General features: G+C 71.4%; 17 protein-coding genes and 1 pseudogene. 12 read left to right on the top strand and 6 right to left on the bottom strand.

Translation table 11 applies throughout. The annotated features are described in order from the left end of the window. Positions 1 to 11: 11 nt before the first annotated feature. Positions 12 to 1,808, bottom strand: coding sequence for a long-chain fatty acid--CoA ligase (locus JF597_RS41905; protein WP_294009110.1), 1,797 nt, complete (start codon positions 1,806 to 1,808; stop codon positions 12 to 14). Positions 1,809 to 2,124: 316 nt separating this feature from the next. On the opposite strand from JF597_RS41905, the gene JF597_RS41910 reads away from it, so the two are divergent. The 6 genes and pseudogenes from JF597_RS41910 to JF597_RS41935 all read left to right on the top strand — a co-directional run bounded on the left by JF597_RS41910 (position 2,125) and on the right by JF597_RS41935 (position 7,178). Beyond that, a complete protein-coding gene (locus JF597_RS41910) occupies positions 2,125 to 2,922 on the top strand; it encodes a metallophosphoesterase (protein ID WP_294009112.1) in 798 nt (265 codons plus the stop codon). Between the two features lie 140 nt (positions 2,923 to 3,062). Continuing rightward, positions 3,063 to 3,506, top strand: coding sequence for an SRPBCC family protein (locus JF597_RS41915; protein ID WP_093503999.1), 444 nt, complete (start codon positions 3,063 to 3,065; stop codon positions 3,504 to 3,506). A gap of 203 nt (positions 3,507 to 3,709) precedes the next feature. Next, positions 3,710 to 4,864, top strand: a complete 1,155-nt coding sequence (locus JF597_RS41920) for an ArsA-related P-loop ATPase (RefSeq protein WP_294009115.1) — start codon at positions 3,710 to 3,712, stop codon at positions 4,862 to 4,864. Positions 4,865 to 4,927: 63 nt separating this feature from the next. Beyond that, a complete protein-coding gene (locus JF597_RS41925) occupies positions 4,928 to 5,389 on the top strand; it encodes a DUF5304 domain-containing protein (RefSeq protein WP_294009118.1) in 462 nt (153 codons plus the stop codon). 55 nt (positions 5,390 to 5,444) lie between these two features. Then, positions 5,445 to 6,253 (top strand): annotated as a pseudogene (locus JF597_RS41930) (ROK family glucokinase). 175 nt (positions 6,254 to 6,428) lie between these two features. After that, on the top strand, positions 6,429 to 7,178 hold the full coding sequence (locus JF597_RS41935; protein WP_294009120.1) for an endonuclease/exonuclease/phosphatase family protein: 750 nt from the start codon (positions 6,429 to 6,431) through the stop codon (positions 7,176 to 7,178). 176 nt (positions 7,179 to 7,354) lie between these two features. Here the strand turns inward: JF597_RS41935 and JF597_RS41940 are convergent, their stop codons facing one another. After that, positions 7,355 to 7,945, bottom strand: a complete 591-nt coding sequence (locus JF597_RS41940) for a hypothetical protein (protein WP_294009122.1) — start codon at positions 7,943 to 7,945, stop codon at positions 7,355 to 7,357. Then, positions 7,938 to 8,717: an alpha/beta fold hydrolase gene (locus JF597_RS41945; RefSeq protein ID WP_294009124.1), complete on the bottom strand. Its 780-nt coding sequence runs from the start codon at positions 8,715 to 8,717 to the stop codon at positions 7,938 to 7,940. The genes JF597_RS41940 and JF597_RS41945 overlap by 8 nt, the downstream gene beginning before the upstream one ends. A gap of 173 nt (positions 8,718 to 8,890) precedes the next feature. Between JF597_RS41945 and JF597_RS41950 the strand changes: the two genes are divergently transcribed. The 4 genes from JF597_RS41950 to JF597_RS41965 all read left to right on the top strand — a co-directional run bounded on the left by JF597_RS41950 (position 8,891) and on the right by JF597_RS41965 (position 12,738). Next, on the top strand, positions 8,891 to 9,628 hold the full coding sequence (locus JF597_RS41950; protein WP_294009126.1) for a lysophospholipid acyltransferase family protein: 738 nt from the start codon (positions 8,891 to 8,893) through the stop codon (positions 9,626 to 9,628). Positions 9,629 to 9,691: 63 nt separating this feature from the next. Then, complete coding sequence (locus tag JF597_RS41955) at positions 9,692 to 10,906, top strand: DUF5931 domain-containing protein (protein ID WP_294009128.1); 1,215 nt, start codon at positions 9,692 to 9,694, stop codon at positions 10,904 to 10,906. After that, positions 10,903 to 11,565 (top strand): response regulator transcription factor, encoded by a 663-nt coding sequence (locus JF597_RS41960; protein ID WP_294009130.1) that lies wholly within the window; start codon positions 10,903 to 10,905, stop codon positions 11,563 to 11,565. The genes JF597_RS41955 and JF597_RS41960 overlap by 4 nt, the downstream gene beginning before the upstream one ends. Positions 11,566 to 11,709: 144 nt before the next feature. Continuing rightward, positions 11,710 to 12,738 (top strand): 6-phosphofructokinase, encoded by a 1,029-nt coding sequence (locus JF597_RS41965; protein WP_294009132.1) that lies wholly within the window; start codon positions 11,710 to 11,712, stop codon positions 12,736 to 12,738. Positions 12,739 to 12,924: 186 nt separating this feature from the next. On the opposite strand, the gene JF597_RS41970 is transcribed toward JF597_RS41965, so the two are convergent. Together JF597_RS41970 and JF597_RS55790 are read right to left on the bottom strand one after the other, a co-directional pair. Then, positions 12,925 to 14,790 (bottom strand): anthranilate synthase family protein, encoded by a 1,866-nt coding sequence (locus JF597_RS41970; protein WP_294009134.1) that lies wholly within the window; start codon positions 14,788 to 14,790, stop codon positions 12,925 to 12,927. 110 nt (positions 14,791 to 14,900) lie between these two features. Further along, on the bottom strand, positions 14,901 to 14,957 hold the full coding sequence (locus JF597_RS55790; protein ID WP_071659820.1) for a trp operon leader peptide: 57 nt from the start codon (positions 14,955 to 14,957) through the stop codon (positions 14,901 to 14,903). 106 nt (positions 14,958 to 15,063) lie between these two features. On the opposite strand from JF597_RS55790, the gene JF597_RS41975 reads away from it, so the two are divergent. Both JF597_RS41975 and JF597_RS41980 read left to right on the top strand, forming a co-directional pair. Then, positions 15,064 to 16,416 carry a class II 3-deoxy-7-phosphoheptulonate synthase gene (locus tag JF597_RS41975; RefSeq protein ID WP_294009136.1) on the top strand — a complete coding sequence of 451 codons (1,353 nt, stop codon included), beginning with the start codon at positions 15,064 to 15,066 and terminating at the stop codon, positions 16,414 to 16,416. Between the two features lie 148 nt (positions 16,417 to 16,564). After that, positions 16,565 to 16,789 carry a bacterioferritin-associated ferredoxin gene (locus JF597_RS41980; RefSeq protein WP_294009138.1) on the top strand — a complete coding sequence of 75 codons (225 nt, stop codon included), beginning with the start codon at positions 16,565 to 16,567 and terminating at the stop codon, positions 16,787 to 16,789. Positions 16,790 to 16,791: 2 nt separating this feature from the next. On the opposite strand, the gene bfr is transcribed toward JF597_RS41980, so the two are convergent. After that, positions 16,792 to 17,274: a bacterioferritin gene (bfr, locus tag JF597_RS41985; protein WP_294009140.1), complete on the bottom strand. Its 483-nt coding sequence runs from the start codon at positions 17,272 to 17,274 to the stop codon at positions 16,792 to 16,794. Between the last annotated feature and the right edge of the window lie 179 nt (positions 17,275 to 17,453).

A 17,453-nucleotide genomic window follows, 5' to 3' on the forward strand; every position in this document is an offset into this window, starting at 1 on the left:
CGAGCGCCGCTCTACTTCTGGTAGATGGCCTCGATCTCGTCCGCGTAGTCCTTCGCCACCACGTTACGCTTGAGCTTCAGGGACGGCGTCAGGTGGCCCGACTCCTCCGAGAACTGGGAGGACAGAATGCGGAACTTCCGCACCGATTCCGCCTTCGACACCGCGGCGTTGCCGTCGTCGACCGCGTCCTGGATCGCCGCGATCAGATCCGGGTCGTCACGCAGCGACGCCGCGGTGGAACCCGCCGGCTTGCCGTGGTCGGCCGCCCAGCGGCCCACGAACTCCTCGTCGATGGTGACCAGCGCGCCCACGAACGGCCGCCCGTCGCCCACCACCATGCACTCCGCGACCAGCGCGTGCGCGCGGATCCGGTCCTCGATCACGGCCGGGGCGACGTTCTTGCCGCCCGCGGTGACGATGATCTCCTTCTTGCGGCCGGTGATCCTGAGGTAGCCGTCCTCGTCCAGGGTGCCGATGTCCCCGGTGTGGAACCAGCCGTCGGCCAGCGCCTCGGCGGTTGCGGCCGGGTTGTTCCAGTACCCCTTGAACAGGTGCTCGCCGTGCAGCAGCACCTCACCGTCGTCCGCGATGCGGATCACCGAGCCGGGCAGCGGCTGCCCGACCGTGCCGATCTTCTGCCGGTCCCAGGGGTTGAACGCGGTCGCCGCACACGATTCGGTCAGGCCGTAGCCCTCCAGGACCGAGAAGCCGATGCCGCGGAAGAAGTGGCCCAGGCGCTCGCCAAGCGGGGCGCCGCCGGAGATGGCGTACTCGCCCCTGCCGCCGAGCACCGCGCGCAGCTTGCTGTAGACGAGCTTGTCGAAGGTCCTGTGCTTGATCTTCAGGCCGAGCGTCGGGCCCGACGGGGTGTCCAGCGCCTTGCTGTACGCGATCGCGGTGTCCGCGGCCTTGTCGAAGATCTTGCCCTTGCCGTCCGCCTGCGCCTTGGCGCGCGCCGAGTTGTAGACCTTCTCGAAGACGCGCGGGACGCCGAGGATCAGCGTCGGCCGGAAGGCGGCCAGTTCGTCGGTGAGGTTCTTGATGTCCGGGACGCAGCCCAGCTTGATCGGCGCCATCATCGGGGCGATCTGGACCAGGCGGCCGAAGACGTGCGCGAGCGGGAGGAAGAGCAGGACCGAACACTCGCCGGTGCGGAACAGGGGGCGCAGCCGCTCCACGATGTTGCCGCACTCCGCGAAGAAGGCGCGGTGGGTGAGGACACAGCCCTTGGGGCGGCCGGTCGTACCGCTCGTGTAGACGATGGTCGCCGGGTCGTCCGCCTTCGCCTGCGAGCTGCGCTCGTCGACCGTGGCGTCGGTGACGCCCTGGCCGAGTCTGCCGAGTTCCTCCAGCGCGCCGGCCTCGATCTGCCAGACGTGCTTGAGGGCGGGCAGCGTCTCGCGCACCGACTCGACGGCGGCCGTGTGGCCGTCGACTTCGACGATGCAGGCGGTCGCGCCGGAGTCGCTGAGGATCCACTGCACCTGCTCCGGCGAGCTGGTCTCGTACACCGGCACGGTGACCGCGCCGGCGCTCCAGATCGCGAAGTCGAGGAGCGTCCACTCGTAGCGGGTGCGGGACATCAGGCCCACCCGGTCACCCGGCTGGATGCCGGAGGCGATGAGGCCCTTCGCCGCCGCGTGCACCTCCGCCAGGAAGGCGGTGGCGGTCACGTCCTGCCAGACACCGGCGACCTTGCGGGCCATGACGGCTACGTTCGGATGCTGCGCGGCGTTTCTGCGGACGATGTCGGTCAGATTGCCGTCCGCGGGGACCTCGTACAAAGCCGGAAGGCTGAACTCGCGCAAGACTGCTGCTCCTCATAGGGCGCCGACGCCACGACGTTGTGCGATGCGACGGTGCGGTCCAAGGCTCGGGCAGGTGCTCAGGGCTTCGCCACGGGCTGGGAGATCCGTTGGTTGAATTCCTGAGCACGACTGGACTGCCCGGACGTTACCCGCCGGTATGGCTTCTTCGACAGGGGGGTCCGGCGAGATGTTCGGTGCGTCACACAGGTTGGTGTTCCTTCGCGTACGGTAGTCCACGGCTTTAGTGACTGACCAGTAACCGCGGGCGCGGCCATCGCCTGTTCACGTTTGCCGCACAGGCCTACGCTTGATCACCATGGCAGCCACACCCTCCGGCATCCCAAGGACCCGCGTCCACGTGGTCAGCGACGTGCACGGCAACGCCCGTGACCTGGCCAGAGCCGGCGACGGCGCCGACGCCCTGATCTGTCTCGGCGACCTGGTCCTCTTCCTCGACTACGCCGACCACTCCCGCGGCATCTTCCCCGACCTGTTCGGCGTCGAGAACGCCGACCGCCTCGTCGAACTCCGCACCGCCCGGCGCTTCGAGGAGGCCCGGGAACTCGGCGCCCGGCTGTGGGGCGGGATCGGCATGGACCGGGCGACGGCGATCGAGAAGGCGGTGCGCAAGCAGTACGCCGAGATGTTCGCGGCGTTCCCGACACCGACGTACGCGACCTACGGCAACGTCGACATGCCGCCGCTGTGGCGGGAGTACGCGGGCCCGGGCACCACCGTCCTGGACGGCGAGCGGGTCGAGATCGGCGGGTGGGTCTTCGGCTTCGTCGGCGGCGGCCTGCGCACCCCCATGCGCACCCCCTACGAGATCTCCGACGAGGAGTACGCGGCGAAGATCGAGGCGCTCGGCGAGGTCGACGTGCTGTGCACGCACATCCCGCCGGAGGTGCCGGAGCTGGTCTACGACACGGTCGCGCGCCGTTTCGAACGGGGCAGCCGGGCGCTGCTGGACGCCATCCGCCGCACCCGCCCCCGGTATTCGCTCTTCGGACACGTCCACCAGCCGCTGGTGAAGCGGATGCGGATCGGGGCCACCGAGTGCGTGAACGTCGGGCACTTCGCCGGTACCGGCCGGCCCTGGGCGCTGGAATGGTGACGGCCGCGGACAGGGGGTGAAGTCGGCTGGTCGGACGCGCGGTAGCCTTCACGCGGCACGCGTGTGCGCACGCCCGCGCACGCCGACCCCCTTACTCGTCCCACCGGTCCCACCGGCCCGCATCTGGAGGAGCCACGGCGATGGCGGAACACACCAGCTCGAACATCACGATCGAGGCGGCCCCGGCCGACGTCATGGCGGTGATCGCCGACTTCGGGCGGTACCCGGACTGGACCGGCGAAGTGAAGGAGGCGGAGGTCCTGAAGACCGACGCCCAGGGCCGTGCCGAGCAGGTCCGCCTGGTCATGGACGCCGGTGCGATCAAGGACGACCAGGTCCTCGGGTACACGTGGACCGGTGACAACGAGGTCTCCTGGACGCTGGTGAAGTCCCAGATGCTCCGCTCCCTGGACGGCTCGTACCTCCTGAAGCCGGCGGGCGCGGGTTCGACCGAGGTCACGTACTCGCTGACGGTCGACGTGAAGATCCCGATGCTCGGGATGATCAAGCGCAAGGCGGAGAAGGTCATCATCGACCGGGCGCTGGCGGGGCTGAAGAAGAGGGTCGAGTCGGGGGAGAAGTGAGGTAGGGGCGCGTCGCGGGGGGTACGCGTAGCACCCCGGGTGCGGGCCGGTGGGGGCTGGTCGCGCAGTTCCTCCCCCAGCCTTTCGGCCGGGGGTACCCCCAGCGCCCCTTGCGGGGCGCTTCACAGCCCCACTGCCGGCGCCGGCAAGTGACACCTGCGCCCGCTGAGGGCTCACCTGGACGTCCGTTACGGTTCACCCTCATGCGCACCATCCTGATCACCGGCCCCGGCGGCAGCGGCCGTACGACCGTCGCCGCGGCCACCGCCCTGCGCGCCGCGGCCGACGGCACCCCCACCCTCGTCCTGAGCGCCGACCGCACGGACACCCTCGGCGCCGCCCTGGGCGCGGCGACAGGACCGGAGCCCACCCGCCTCACCCCCACCCTCACCGCCTGGCGCCCCGACGCCGCCGCCCGCTTCCGCGAGGACCTCACCGCCTTCCAGACCCGCGCCGCGAACGTCCTCGACCTCCTCGGCGCATCCCGCCTGGACGCCGAGGAACTCACCCCCCTCCCCGGCGCCGAGGAACTCTCCTTCCTTCGCGCCCTGCGCGACGCGGCCCTCTCCGAGCGCTACGAACTGCTCGTCGTGGACCTCCCGCCCGCCCCCCGCGCGCTCGCCCTCCTCTCGCTCCCCGAGGAGCTCCGCCGCTACCTGCGCCGCCTGCTCCCGCCGGAGCGGCAGGCGGCCCGCGCCCTGCGCCCGGTCCTCGGCCGTCTCGCCGGCGTCCCGATGCCCGCCGACTGGCTCTACGAGACCGCCGCCCGCTGGGACACCGAGCTGGCCGCCGTGGAGGCCGTCCTCGCCGACCGCCGCACCGCCGTACGCCTGGTCGCCGAACCCGGCCCGGCCGGCGCCGACGCCGTCCGCACCGCCCGCCTCGGCCTCGCCCTGCGCGGCCTGCCCGCCGCGACCCTGGTCGCCAACCGCGTGCTGCCCGAGGCCACCCCCCTGCACGCCCTCGTCGCCCAGCAGCGCAAGGCCCTCGCGGAGTGGGGGGAGGCGTACGACGTCACCGCGGTCGCCCACCTCGGGCACGACCCGCGCGGCGCCGACGACCTCGCCGCGCTCGCCGTGCCCGGCGTCAACACCGCGCCCGCCCCGGTCGAGTGGCCCGTCGCCGACCGGATCGAGGAGGACGGCGTCCTCGTCTGGCACGTCCCGCTGCCCGGCGCGATACGGGACGACCTCGACCTCGTCCGGCGCGGCGACGAGGTCGTCATCACCGTGGGCGGCTTCCGCCGGATCGTCGCCCTGCCGTCGGCCCTGCGCCGCTGCACCGTCGCCGGGGCGGCCCTGCGCGGCGGCGAGCTGCGGCTGCGGTTCGCGCCGGACCCGGAGCTCTGGCCGCGCTGACGGTGAAACCGGTACGCCCGTTCGGGTAACGTCGTAGAGACGAACCGTAGTCAGGAGTCCGTCATGAGCGAAGAGCGCCCCACAGCTGACGCCTCCGAGGCCGCGGACGAGGTACGGGCGACGGACGACGACGCCTGGGCCACGGCCTGCGCCGAGGACCTGGAGGCGGAGAAGGCCCGCCGCCGTGCCCAGTACGGCCCGCCCCCCGGGTCGGCCGCCGAGGAACTGCGCCGACTCGTCGACGCCGTCGCCGACAAGCTCTCCGGCATCCAGACCCCGCTGCTCGGCGCCGTCGCCGGACCCGCCGCCCAGCAGGTGGTCCGGCAGGTCGTCCAGCAGGCGAGGAACGCCGTGGAGCCCGTCATAGAGCGCAACCCGGACGTCTTCGACCACCTGGCCGCGGCCGGCAGCGAACTCCTCGCCGCCTACCGCTCCGCGGTCCAGGCCCAGGAGTCCCGCTGGACCTCCGGCGCCTCCGACAAGGGCGAGGACGACGGCCCGAGCGAGCGCATCGATCTCGACTGAAAGCCCTCTCGGGTACGGTTGGCCGTAGCGGGGCTCGACCGAAACTGAGGGATTCATGGGACTCACCATCGGCGTCGACATCGGCGGCACGAAGATCGCGGCCGGCGTGGTCGATGAGGAAGGCAACATCCTCTCGACCCACAAGGCAACATCGACTGGCGCCAGGAGCCGTTGAAGGACGAGGTCGAGGCCCGCGTCGGCCTCCCCGTGGTGGTGGAGAACGACGCCAACGCCGCCGCCTGGGGCGAGTACAAGTTCGGTGCCGGCAAGGGCCACCGCAACGTCATCTGCATCACCCTCGGCACCGGCCTCGGCGGCGGCATCATCATCGGCAACAAGCTGCGCCGCGGGCACTTCGGAGTGGCCGCCGAGTTCGGGCACATCCGGATGGTCCCGGACGGGCTGCTGTGCGGCTGCGGCTCGCAGGGCTGCTGGGAGCAGTACGCCTCCGGCCGCGCCCTGGTCAGGTACGCCAAGCAGCGCGCCAACGCCACCCCCGAGCACGCCGAGATCCTGCTCGGCCTCGGTGACGGCACCCCCGACGGCATCGAGGGCAAGCACATCTCCATGGCCGCCCGCCAGGGCGACCCGGTCGCCGTCGACTCCTATCGCGAGCTCGCCCGCTGGGCCGGCGCCGGCCTCGCCGACCTGGCCTCCCTCTTCGACCCGTCCGCGTTCATCGTCGGCGGCGGCCTCTCGGACGAGGGCGAACTGGTCCTCGACCCGATCCGCAAGTCCTACAAGCGCTGGCTGGTAGGCGGCAACTGGCGCCCGGTGGCCGACGTCATCGCGGCCCAGCTCGGCAACGAGGCGGGCCTGGTGGGCGCCGCCGACCTGGCGAGAGAGCCGGACCCGATCATGTAACGCCCTGGGCTTTCGGGATGCGGCAACCGCAACCCCCTAGGGGCGCGGGGCTGTGTCTGATGTGCGGCTGCCGCCGCGTGGGCGCGACAAGCCACCATGCACCGGCAGTCGCACACCCGCCTCGCGCCCCACCCCAGTAGGCGCACAGCCCCTCTCCGGGCGTACATTGATCAATATGGCGTCGCTCCCCAACTCCCACACGGAACCCGACGGTTCGGCCGTCATCCGGGTGCTCAGTTACAACATCCGCTCCATGCGGGACGACACCGACGCCCTCGCCCGCGTCATCAAGGCCTGCGCCCCCGACCTGGTCCTGGTCCAGGAAGCCCCCCGCTTCTTCCGCTGGCGCAAGAAGCTCGCCCGCCTGGCCTCCGCCTCCGACCTGGTGATCCTCACCGGGGGCGGCACGGCGGCCGGCCCGGCGATCCTCTGCGACCTCCGCGCCACCGTCGAGCGCACCGAGGACGTCCTCCTCCCCCTCACCCCCGGCCTGCACCGCCGCGGCCTCGCGACCGCCGTCGTCCGCTTCGGCGGCGCCCGCCTCGGCGTCACCAGCTTCCACCTCAGCCTCCAGCAGGACGAGCGCTACGAGCAGGGCGGCATGCTCCTCGACCGGGTCGCAGGCCTGGGCGTGGCACACGCCATCGCCGGCGGCGACCTCAACGACCGCCCCGAGGGCCGCACCTTCCGCCGCCTGGCCGAGGCCTACCAGGACTGCCGTACCGCGGCGCCCTGGGGCGGCGAGTTCACCTCCTGGTCCACCGACCCGCACCAGCGCATCGACGCGATCTTCGCGACGAAGGGCATCGAGGTGCTCGGCTGCGGCGTGCCGACCGGCCTCCCCGGCGTCACCGACGCGGACCTGCGGGCGGCCACCGACCATCTCCCGGTCCTGGCCGCCCTGAGGGTCCCCGCCACCTCCTAGCGGCTACGGCCGCTGCCGCACCCCGTCCACGAGCCGCCCGGCTGCCCAGGCGGCCGCCGGAGCCCACCGGGCCCTCGGGACGGCCCTCTCCCGGTCCGCCGACCACGACCGCCGCCCAGCACCCGAGGGCCCGTCCGGAGCGGTTCCGGACGGGCCCTCGGGACGCGGCGGACCGGTCAGACGACGGCTCCCCGACCGGGGTCGCCGTCCTCGTCGTCGGTCTTCATACGGGTCACCAGCGTGACGAACCCGCCCAGGAAGCCGCCGATGCCCAGCGTCGCCAGCCACCAGGTCATGTCCCAGCCCAGCACCACCGCGAGCAGCAGCAGGATCGGGCCGCCCACCACGCCCAGCCAGGCGAACTTGGCCGTCGCGTCGGCGTCCGGCAGCGGCGGCGGCTCGGGCGGCACGAAGTGCCCCTCGTCGTCCTCGTCGAAATCGTCCTCGGACGGCTCCGGCGCCGTGTAGTCGCGCGGGCCGCCCACCCCGGGCGCGAAGGAGACCGAACTGCCCAGCGGCTGCGCGGGCCGCTGCTCCTCGGCCGCCGTGGCCCCCGTCCCGGCGGCCTCGGCGGCCGCCTCCGTCTCGTTCTCGTCCATCGCCGGCAGCGCGAGGTCCTTCACCGGCTTGAAGGGCGTCGTGCCCGGCGGGTCCGGCGGCTCGTCGCCGTACCCCGCGACGATCGCCGCCCAGGCGGCCTCCTCGTCGAAGGGCACCCCCGTCTCGTCCGGCTCGCGGTCCTCGCGGTCGGAGTCGTGCTCAGCCAACTGCGGCCGTCCCTTCCTTGCCGACACTGGGTGCGAGCCGGCCGATGAAGGCGAGGCTCTCCTCGAAGATCCGGTCCGCATCATGGTCCAACGTCGCGACGTGGTAGCTCTGTTCCAGCACGACCTCCGTTACGTCCGTGGACGACACCCGGCTCAGGATGCGGGCGGAGTCCACCGCGGGAACCACGTGGTCCTCGGTGCTGCGCAGGAGCAGCAGCGGCTGGGTCACCTGCGGCAGCTCCTTGTCCACCTGGCGGAAGAAGTTCCGCAGCGAGTGTGCGCTGTGCAGCGGCACCCGGTCGTACCCCACCTCGGCGGCGCCCGGCTTGGCGATGTCGCTGGCGATGCCCTTCGTCGTGCGCACGAGATGCCGGGCCACCGGAAGGGCGTACGCCGACAGGCCGTGCACCTTGTTCGCCGGGTTGACGATCACCACGCCGTCCACACCCGTACCGTTCCGCGCGGCCAGCCGCAGGGCCAGCGCGCCGCCCATGGACAGGCCCGCCAGGAACACCTGTGAGCAGCGCTCGCGCAGCAGCCGCAGCTCGCGGTCCACCTCCGCGTACCAGTCCTGCCAGCCGGTGACCGCCATGTCCTCCCAGCGGGTGCCGTGCCCGGGCAGCAGGGGCAGGGACACGGTCAGGCCGTGTGCCGCATGGTGTTCCGCCCAGGGGCGCAGCGACTGGGGCGAGCCCGTGAAACCGTGGCAGAAGAGGACGCCGACCTCCCCGCCGTCATGGCGGTACGGCTCGGCTCCGGGGAGAACCGGCACCTTCGGTCTCCAATTCGTTCGAGTCTGTTCGAGGGGCGGAACTGCGAGAGCCATGGACGACGACTCCGGTTGTGCTTCACCGTACGCGACGGCACTGACACCGACCAGGGTCGTCGGGCCCATTCCCGGCGCTCCGGGTTAAGGTCTGATCGACGGAAACAGGAGGCACTCGGTTGTTGTACGGCGCGATGAAGGTCGCCATCGGGGGACCGCTGAAGGTCACCTTCAGGCCCTGGGTGGAGGGTCTGGAGAACGTCCCGGCCGAGGGCCCGGCGATCCTGGCCAGTAACCACCTGTCCTTCTCGGACTCGTTCTTCCTGCCCGCGGTGCTGGACCGCAAGGTCACCTTCATCGCGAAGGCCGAGTACTTCACGACTCCCGGGCTGAAGGGCCGCCTCACGGCCGCCTTCTTCAAGGGCGTGGGCCAGCTCCCCGTCGACCGCTCGGGCGCGCGCGGCGCCGGCGAGGCCGCGGTGCAGAGCGGCATAGACGTGCTGGAGCGCGGCGAGCTGTTCGGCATCTACCCGGAGGGCACCCGCTCGCCCGACGGCCGCCTCTACCGGGGCAAGCCCGGCGGCCTCGCGCGCGTGGCGCTCGCCACCGGCGCCCCGGTGATCCCGGTCGCCATGATCGACACGGAGAAGATCCAGCCGCCGGGGCAGGTGATGCCCAAGCTGATGCGGCCGGGCATCCGGATCGGCAGGCCGCTGGACTTCAGCCGTTACCAGGGCATGGAGCACGACCGGTTCGTGCTGCGCGCGGTGACCGACGAGGTCATGTACGAGATCATGAAGCTTTCCGGCCAGGAGTACGTGGACATCTACGCGACCGCGGCCAAGCGGCAGATCGCGGAGGCCGCCAAGGCCGAGAAGGACGCGGCGAAGGCCGAGAAGAAGGCTGCCGAGTCCTAGACGGCGGCGGGGGCCGGCGGCCGGGGGGACCGGGGCCGGGGACAAGCAGGGGGACCGGGGGACATGAGCAGGCGGGAACGCGTCATACGGATGTCGGTCGAGCAGCCGCTGTGGCGTGCCCTCACGGGCTACCGCGTGCTGACCCTGCTGTACGCGATCGGCCTGTTCGCCTCGGCCTACGAGGACTACGACCGCGCGGGCGTCGCCATCGCCTACTACGCCGTCCTGACCGTTTGGACCCTGGCGACCCTGCCCCGCGTGCAGAACGCGGCGGCCTGCACCAAGCGCTTCCTCGCCGTGGACCTCGCCATCGCGCTCACCGGCATCGTGCTGACCCCCTGGGTGGTCACCCAGGGCCACATCGACCGCGGCGGCTCGACCCTGCCGTCGATCTGGACCGCCGGCTCGGTCCTCGCCTACGCCCTCAAGGGCGGCTGGCGCTGGGCCGCGTTCGCCTCCACGCCGGTCGCCGCAGCCAACCTGGTCGAGCGCGGCCACCCGGCCCGCGACACCGTCCACAACGTGATCCTGGTCTGGGTCGCCTCCATCGCCATCGGGTACGTCGTCGAGGTCGCCCGCGCCTCCGAGCGCACCCTCGCCCGCGCCCTGGAGATCGAGGCGGCGACCCGGGAACGGGAGCGGCTCGCCCGGGACATCCACGACGGCGTGCTCCAGGTGCTCGCCATGGTGCAGCGACGCGGCGCGGTCCTCGGCGGCGAGGCGGCCGAACTCGGGCGCATGGCGGGGGAGCAGGAGGTGGCCCTGCGGACGCTGGTCTCCGGCGGCCTGGTGCCGCCCTCGCGGGTCTCCGAGGACGAGGCCGAGGGCGCCGTCGTACGCCTGGTCGAGGAGCCGGACGACGGCGGTCCCGTGGACCTGCGCACGCTGCTCTCGCGGTACGCCGGATCCCGGGTCAGCCTGGCCGAGCCCGGCGCGCCGGTGGAGCTGCCGCCGGGCGCCGCCCGCGAGCTGGCCGCCGCCGTCGGTGCCGCCCTGGACAATGTGCGCAGGCACGCCGGTGCGGAGGCACGGGCCTGGATCCTGGTCGAGGACGAGCCCGGCGAGGTCGTGGTGACCGTACGGGACGACGGCCCCGGCATCCCGGAGGGCAGGCTCGCGCAGGCCGAGGGGGAGGGGCGGCTCGGGGTGGCCCAGTCGATCCGGGGGCGGCTGCGCGACCTCGGCGGCGGCGCCGAGCTGTTCTCGACTCCGGGACAGGGCACGGAAGTAGAGCTGAAGGTACCGAAGGTCTCCCCGGGGAAGGCGGAGCGGCGATGAGCATCAAGGTCATGGTGGTCGACGACCACCCGATGTGGCGGGACGCGGTCGCCCGGGACCTGACCGAGTCCGGTTTCGAGGTGGTCGCCACCGCCGGGGACGGTGACCAGGCGGTGCGCCGTGCCAAGGCCGCCGCGCCCGACGTCCTCGTCCTGGACCTCAACCTGCCGGCCAAGCCGGGCGTCCAGGTCTGCAAGGAACTCGTCGGCCACAACCCGGCGTTGCGGGTCCTGGTCCTCTCCGCGAGCGGGGAGCACGCCGACGTCCTGGAGGCGGTGAAGTCCGGCGCGACGGGTTATCTGCTGAAGTCGGCTTCCACGGAGGAACTCCTTGACGCGGTCCGCCGTACGGCGGTGGGCGACCCGGTGTTCACGCCCGGCCTCGCCGGTCTCGTCCTCGGCGAGTACCGCCGGCTGGCCTCCGAGCCCGCCCCGGAAGCGGACACCGACCGGCCCGACGCGCCCCGGCTCACCGACCGCGAGACCGAGGTGCTGCGGCTGGTCGCCAAGGGCCTGAGCTACAAGCAGATCGCCGAGCGCCTGGTCATCTCCCACCGCACGGTCCAGAACCACGTCCAGAACACCCTCGGCAAGCTCCAGTTGCACAACAGGGTGGAGCTGGTGCGGTACGCGATAGAGGCGGGCCTCGACGACGACTGAGCCGGCGACTGATCTGATCTTCGGGCGGCGCGTAAACCAACCGCCCGACAATTCACCGGAATTGCCCTTCCGCGCCCATCCCTGTGTGAGCTGGATCACCATTAGCGTGAGTCCCACAGGCAACCGCGGCGAAGGGACATTTCCATGCGGGTCGGAGTACTGACCGGAGGCGGCGACTGCCCCGGGCTCAACGCCGTCATCCGGGGCGTCGTCCGCAAGGGCGTGCAGGAGTACGGCTACGACTTCGTCGGCTTCCGGGACGGCTGGCGCGGCCCCCTCGAAGGCGACACCGTCCGCCTCGACATCCCCGCCGTACGCGGCATCCTGCCCCGCGGCGGCACCATCCTCGGCTCCTCGCGGACCAATCCGCTCAAGCAGGAGAACGGCATCCGCCGGATCAAGGACAACCTCGCCAAGCTGGAGGTCGACGCGCTGATCGCGATCGGCGGCGAGGACACCCTCGGCGTCGCCGCCCGCCTCACCGACGAGTACGGCGTACCCGTCGTCGGCGTGCCGAAGACCATCGACAACGACCTGTCCGCCACCGACTACACCTTCGGCTTCGACACCGCGGTCGGCATCGCCACCGAGGCCATCGACCGGCTGCACACCACCGCCGAGTCCCACATGCGGGTCCTGGTCTGCGAGGTGATGGGCCGGCACGCCGGCTGGATCGCCATCCACTCCGGCCTCGCCGGCGGCGCCAACGTCATCCTCATCCCCGAACAGCGCTTCGACGTCGACCAGGTGTGCGCCTGGGTCACGTCCCGTTTCAAGGCGTCGTACGCCCCGATCGTGGTCGTCGCCGAGGGCGCCATGCCGAAGGACGGCGAGATGGTCCTCAAGGACGGGTCGCTGGACTCCTTCGGGCACGTCCGGCTCTCCGGGGTCGGCGAGTGGCTGGCCAAGGAGATCGAGAAGCGCACCGGCAAGGAGGCCCGGACCACCGTCCTCGGCCACATCCAGCGCGGCGGCACGCCCAGCGCCTTCGACCGCTGGCTCGCCACCCGATTCGGCCTGCACGCCGTCGACGCCGTCCGGGACGGCGACTTCGGCACGATGGTCGCGCTGCGCGGCACCGACATCGTCCGGGTACCGATCGCAGAGGCCACGGCCAAGCTGAAGACCGTCGACCTGAAGCTGTACGAGGAGGTGGGGGTGTTCTTCGGCTGACGGCCGACGACCACCTCTCCCCGCCCCGCGCGCCGTCACGGTCACCGTGACGGCGCGTAGAGGGGCTACGGCAGGACATTCAAGGGGCGCTGGGGGTAACCCGGCCGAAGGCTGGGGGAGGAACTGCGCGACCAGCCCCCACGCACCCGCACCCGAAACCAGCCCCCACGCACCCGCACCCGAAACTCAAGCCCGAACCGTTCCGGTGCCGCGCAGCTGTCCAACCAACTCCCGCACCACGGCGGCCCCGTTCAGCGTGAGGACCGACTCCGGGTGGAACTGCACCCCCGCAAAACCGGGCCCCCGCACAGCGTGCACCTCCCCGTTCGCCGCCCGGCTCACCTCCACCCCGTGCGCCGCGAGCTCCCGCGCCGCCTCGTCGTCGCAGCGGGCCACGAAGCTGTTGTAGAAGCCGACCGTCTCCGGCCGCCCGAACAGGTCCACGGTCGTCTGCGCCCCCTGGTAGGGCACCTCCTTGCGGACGATGTCCAGTCCCAGCTCCGCCGCGATCAGCTCGTGCCCGAGGCAGACGCCCAGCACCCCGTGCCGGTGCTCCCGGATCACGGTCGCCGCGAGCTCCCGCAGGAACCGCATCTTCGGATCGTCCAGGTCGGACGGGTCACCGGGCCCCGGGCCGAGCACCACCGGACCCCCGTGCGCGAGCACCGCCTCCCGCAGTCCCGGCTCGTCGTACCGGCGGACGGTGACGTCGAGCCCGCCGGCCCGCAGCACGTGCGCGAGCATCGCCGTGAACGTGTCCTCGCCGTCCACCACGAGCGCGTGCCCGGCCAGTTCGCCGGTCCGCTCCTGCATCCGCAGCCAGAACGGCGCCAGGGAGGCCCGCCGCCCGTCCAGCGCGGCCCGCACCCGGGGATCGTCGGCCAGCCGCGGCCCGGTCCGCTCGGCGCGCGGCCGGCCCGGCCGTACCCCGAGGGCCGCCAGCACGCCCGCCGCCTTGGCGTGCGTCTCGGCGACCTCGCCCGCCGGATCCGAGCCGCGCACCAGGGTGGCGCCGACGGGAACCCGCAGCCGGCCGTCCCCGTCGATGTCCGCGGTGCGGATCAGGATGGGGGAGTCCAGGGTCTGGGCACCGCCGGAGTCACGGCCCAGCAGGGCCAGCGCCCCGGCGTAGTAGCCCCGCCCCCCGGCCTCGTGCCGTTCGATCACCCGGCAGGCGTTCTGCACCGGTGACCCGGTGACGGTCGCCGCGAACATGGTCTCCTTCAGGACCTCCCGCACGTCCAGCGAGGACCGGCCCCGCAGCTCGTACTCGGTGTGCGCGAGGTGCGCCATCTCCTTCAGCCGCGGCCCGACGACCACACCGCCCATGTCGCCCACCGTGCACATCATCTTGAGCTCCTCGTCGACGACCATCGACAGCTCCTCGATCTCCTTGCCGTCGGCGAGGAAGCCGAGCAGGTGCTCGGGGGTGGGGCCCTCGGCGGGATAGCGGTACGTGCCGCTGATCGGGTTCATGACCACCGTGCCGCCGGACATCCGCACGTGCACCTCGGGGCTGGCGCCGACCAGCGTCCGGTCCCCGGTGTGCACCACGAACGTCCAGTACGCGCCCCGCTCGCCCTCGAGGAGGCGCCGGAACAGGGCCAGCGCGTCGGCGCGCCCGAAGCCCGGGATCTCGCCCTCGTACGTCCGGCGGATCACGAAGTTCGCGCCCTCGCCCCGGCCGATCTCCTCGTCCAGCACCCGGCCGACGGTCTCCGCGTACGCGTCGTCGTCGACGTCGAAGGCGCCGGACTCGACGCGGACGTCGTGGGCGGGGAGGGCGGCGAGGGCCTCCTCGAGTGGAATGTGACCTACCACCGCCGGGGTCAGGACCAGCAGCGGTGTCCCGTCGTCCCGGACGTCGAACCCCCGCTCCCGGATCTGCCGGTACGGGATCAGGGCCAGCCCTTCCTCGGGCAGGTCGGCGAGCCGGTCACGGGCGGTGACCGGGCCGACCAGGACCTCCACCGTGTTCTCGTCGTGGCCGGGGGTGCGACGGCGCAGCAGGGCGAAAGGGCGGTCGTCCTGGAGCAGCTGGGTCAGGTTCATGGTTCCTCTGCGGTCCTGTGTCGGGTGGGACAGGCGGGAGAGGAACGGCCCCGGGAAACGCCGAAGGCCGCCCCTCCGGGCGGCCTTCGCGAAGTCTTGCGTACGCGCAGTCAGTGGGCCGCCGGAGAAGCGGTCCACCACCAGTTCTGGGTCGAATGCGCGAACATGCGGAAAAGCCTACCCCACCGCGCCCCCTGTCCACAGGACAATCGCAGCGTCTCACCAGTCGAGCCGGAGGAAAATATGGCGACACGACCCCGTAATGTTTACGAGGTGACCGTGAACGCTAAGACCAGCCTCGGCGCTGGCAACACCTGGCGAAACCTGCCCGCGGCGCAGCAGCCCGAGTACCCCGACCCCGAGGCTCTGCGCACAGTGGTCGCGGAGCTGGAGTCGTATCCGCCGCTCGTCTTCGCGGGCGAGTGCGACCAGCTGCGCGCCCGGATGGCGGCCGTCGCCAAGGGCGAGGCGTTCCTGCTCCAGGGCGGCGACTGCGCCGAGGCCTTCGACGCGGTGTCCGCCGACCACATCCGCAACAAGCTCAAGACCCTCCTCCAGATGGGTGCCGTGCTGACGTACGCCGCGTCGGTGCCCGTGGTGAAGGTGGGGCGGATCGCCGGCCAGTACAGCAAGCCGCGCTCCAAGCCGACCGAGACCCGCGACGGCGTGACGCTGCCGACCTACCGCGGCGACTCCGTCAACGGCTTCGACTTCAACGAGGCGGCCCGGATCCCGGACCCCGAGCGGCTGAAGCGGATGTACAACGCGTCGGCCTCCACGCTCAACCTCGTGCGCGCCTTCACCACCGGCGGTTACGCGGACCTGCGCCAGGTGCACGCCTGGAACCAGGACTTCGTGAAGTCCTCCCCGTCCGGCCAGCGCTACGAGCAGCTCGCCCGCGAGATCGACAACGCGCTGAACTTCATGCGGGCCTGCGGCGCGGAGCCGGAGGAGTTCAAGACGGTCGAGTTCTTCTCCTCGCACGAGGCGCTGCTGCTGGACTACGAGTCCGCCCTGACCAGGGTCGACTCGCGCACCGGCAAGCTGTACGACGTCTCCGCGCACATGGTGTGGATCGGTGAGCGCACCCGGCAGCTGGACGGGGCGCACATCGAGTTCGCCTCGAGGATCCGCAACCCGATCGGTCTCAAGCTCGGCCCGACGACGACCGCCGAGGACGCGCTCAGGTACATCGACCGCCTCGACCCGGACCGCGAGCCGGGCCGGCTGACCTTCGTCGTCCGGATGGGCGCGGACAAGGTCCGCGACAAGCTCCCCGAGCTGGTCGAGAAGGTCACCGCCTCGGGCGCCACCGTGGCCTGGGTGACCGACCCGATGCACGGCAACACCTTCGAGGCGGCCTCCGGTCACAAGACCCGGCGCTTCGACGACGTGCTCGACGAGGTCAAGGGCTTCTTCGAGGTCCACAAGACCCTCGGCACCCACCCCGGCGGCATCCACGTCGAGCTCACCGGTGACGACGTCACCGAGTGCGTGGGCGGCGGCGACGAGATCTTCGTCGACGACCTGCACCAGCGCTACGAGACGGCCTGCGACCCGCGGCTGAACCGCAGCCAGTCCCTGGACCTGGCGTTCCTCGTCGCGGAGATGTACCGGGACCAGTAGGGTTCCCGGCAGTGCTCTGGGGCGCGGATCACACGGGATCCGCGCCCCTCGCACTTTTGCACTCCCCGAGGGATGGGTAAGGTTAGGTTTGCCTCACCGGAAACGGGATGGCAGTGAAGAGACCCCATTCCGGCGGGAGGTGATCCGTGTGTACGTCTGCAGTTGTTTCGGGGTGACCGAGGCGCAGGTCAAGCGGCACGCGGAGGACGGTGCCTGCACCCCCCGCCAGATAGCGTCGGCCTGCAAGGCGGGCACGGACTGCGGTTCGTGCGTCCGCCGCATCCAGGCGATCCTCGGCCGCGGCGCCTGCCCGCGCCGCGAGCTGGCGGAACGGGGCAGGCCGGTGCTCTCCGAACTGGATGAGGCGGCCTAGCCTCAGCTGCTCTCCGGCTGCTCGATGATCTGCGAGAGGTAGAGCGCCTCGCCGAGCTTCTCCAGCAGTTCCAGCTGGGTGTCGAGGTAGTCGATGTGGTGCTCCTCGTCCGCCAGGATGTCCTCGAAGATGTTCGCGGACGTGACGTCGCCCTTCTCCCGCATCATCTTGATCCCGCGCTTGAGGCGGTCGATCGCCTCCACCTCGATCCGCCGGTCGGCCTCGAACATCTCCTTGACGGTCTGCCCCACGCGGACGTGGAAAAGCCGCTGGTAGTTGGGCAGCCCCTCCAGGAACAGGATCCGGTCGGTGAGCACCTCGGCGTGCTTCATCTCGTCGAACGACTCGTGCCGGGTGTACTTCGCGAGCTTGTACCAGCCGAAGTTCTCCTGCATCTTCGCGTGCAGGAAGTACTGGTTGATCGCGGTGAGCTCACCGGTGAGCTGCTCGTTGAGGAATTCGATGACCTCGGGGTCGCCCTGCATCGCAGAGGCTCCTTCCACGGGCTGGGGTGTTTGCGGCGCATGATTGCACCGGCACAGAAGATCGTCCAGTAAGTGCGCACTTAGCACGTAAGTGCATGACTGGCGTAAGTTGACCGATTTGTCGATCTCCGGAGGGTCTGCCTGGTCAGATGCACTGCCCGTGGTCTGTCAGGATGGAA

It is taken from the genome of Streptomyces sp., from assembly GCF_019510245.1.
Lineage (GTDB): Bacteria > Actinomycetota > Actinomycetes > Streptomycetales > Streptomycetaceae > Streptomyces.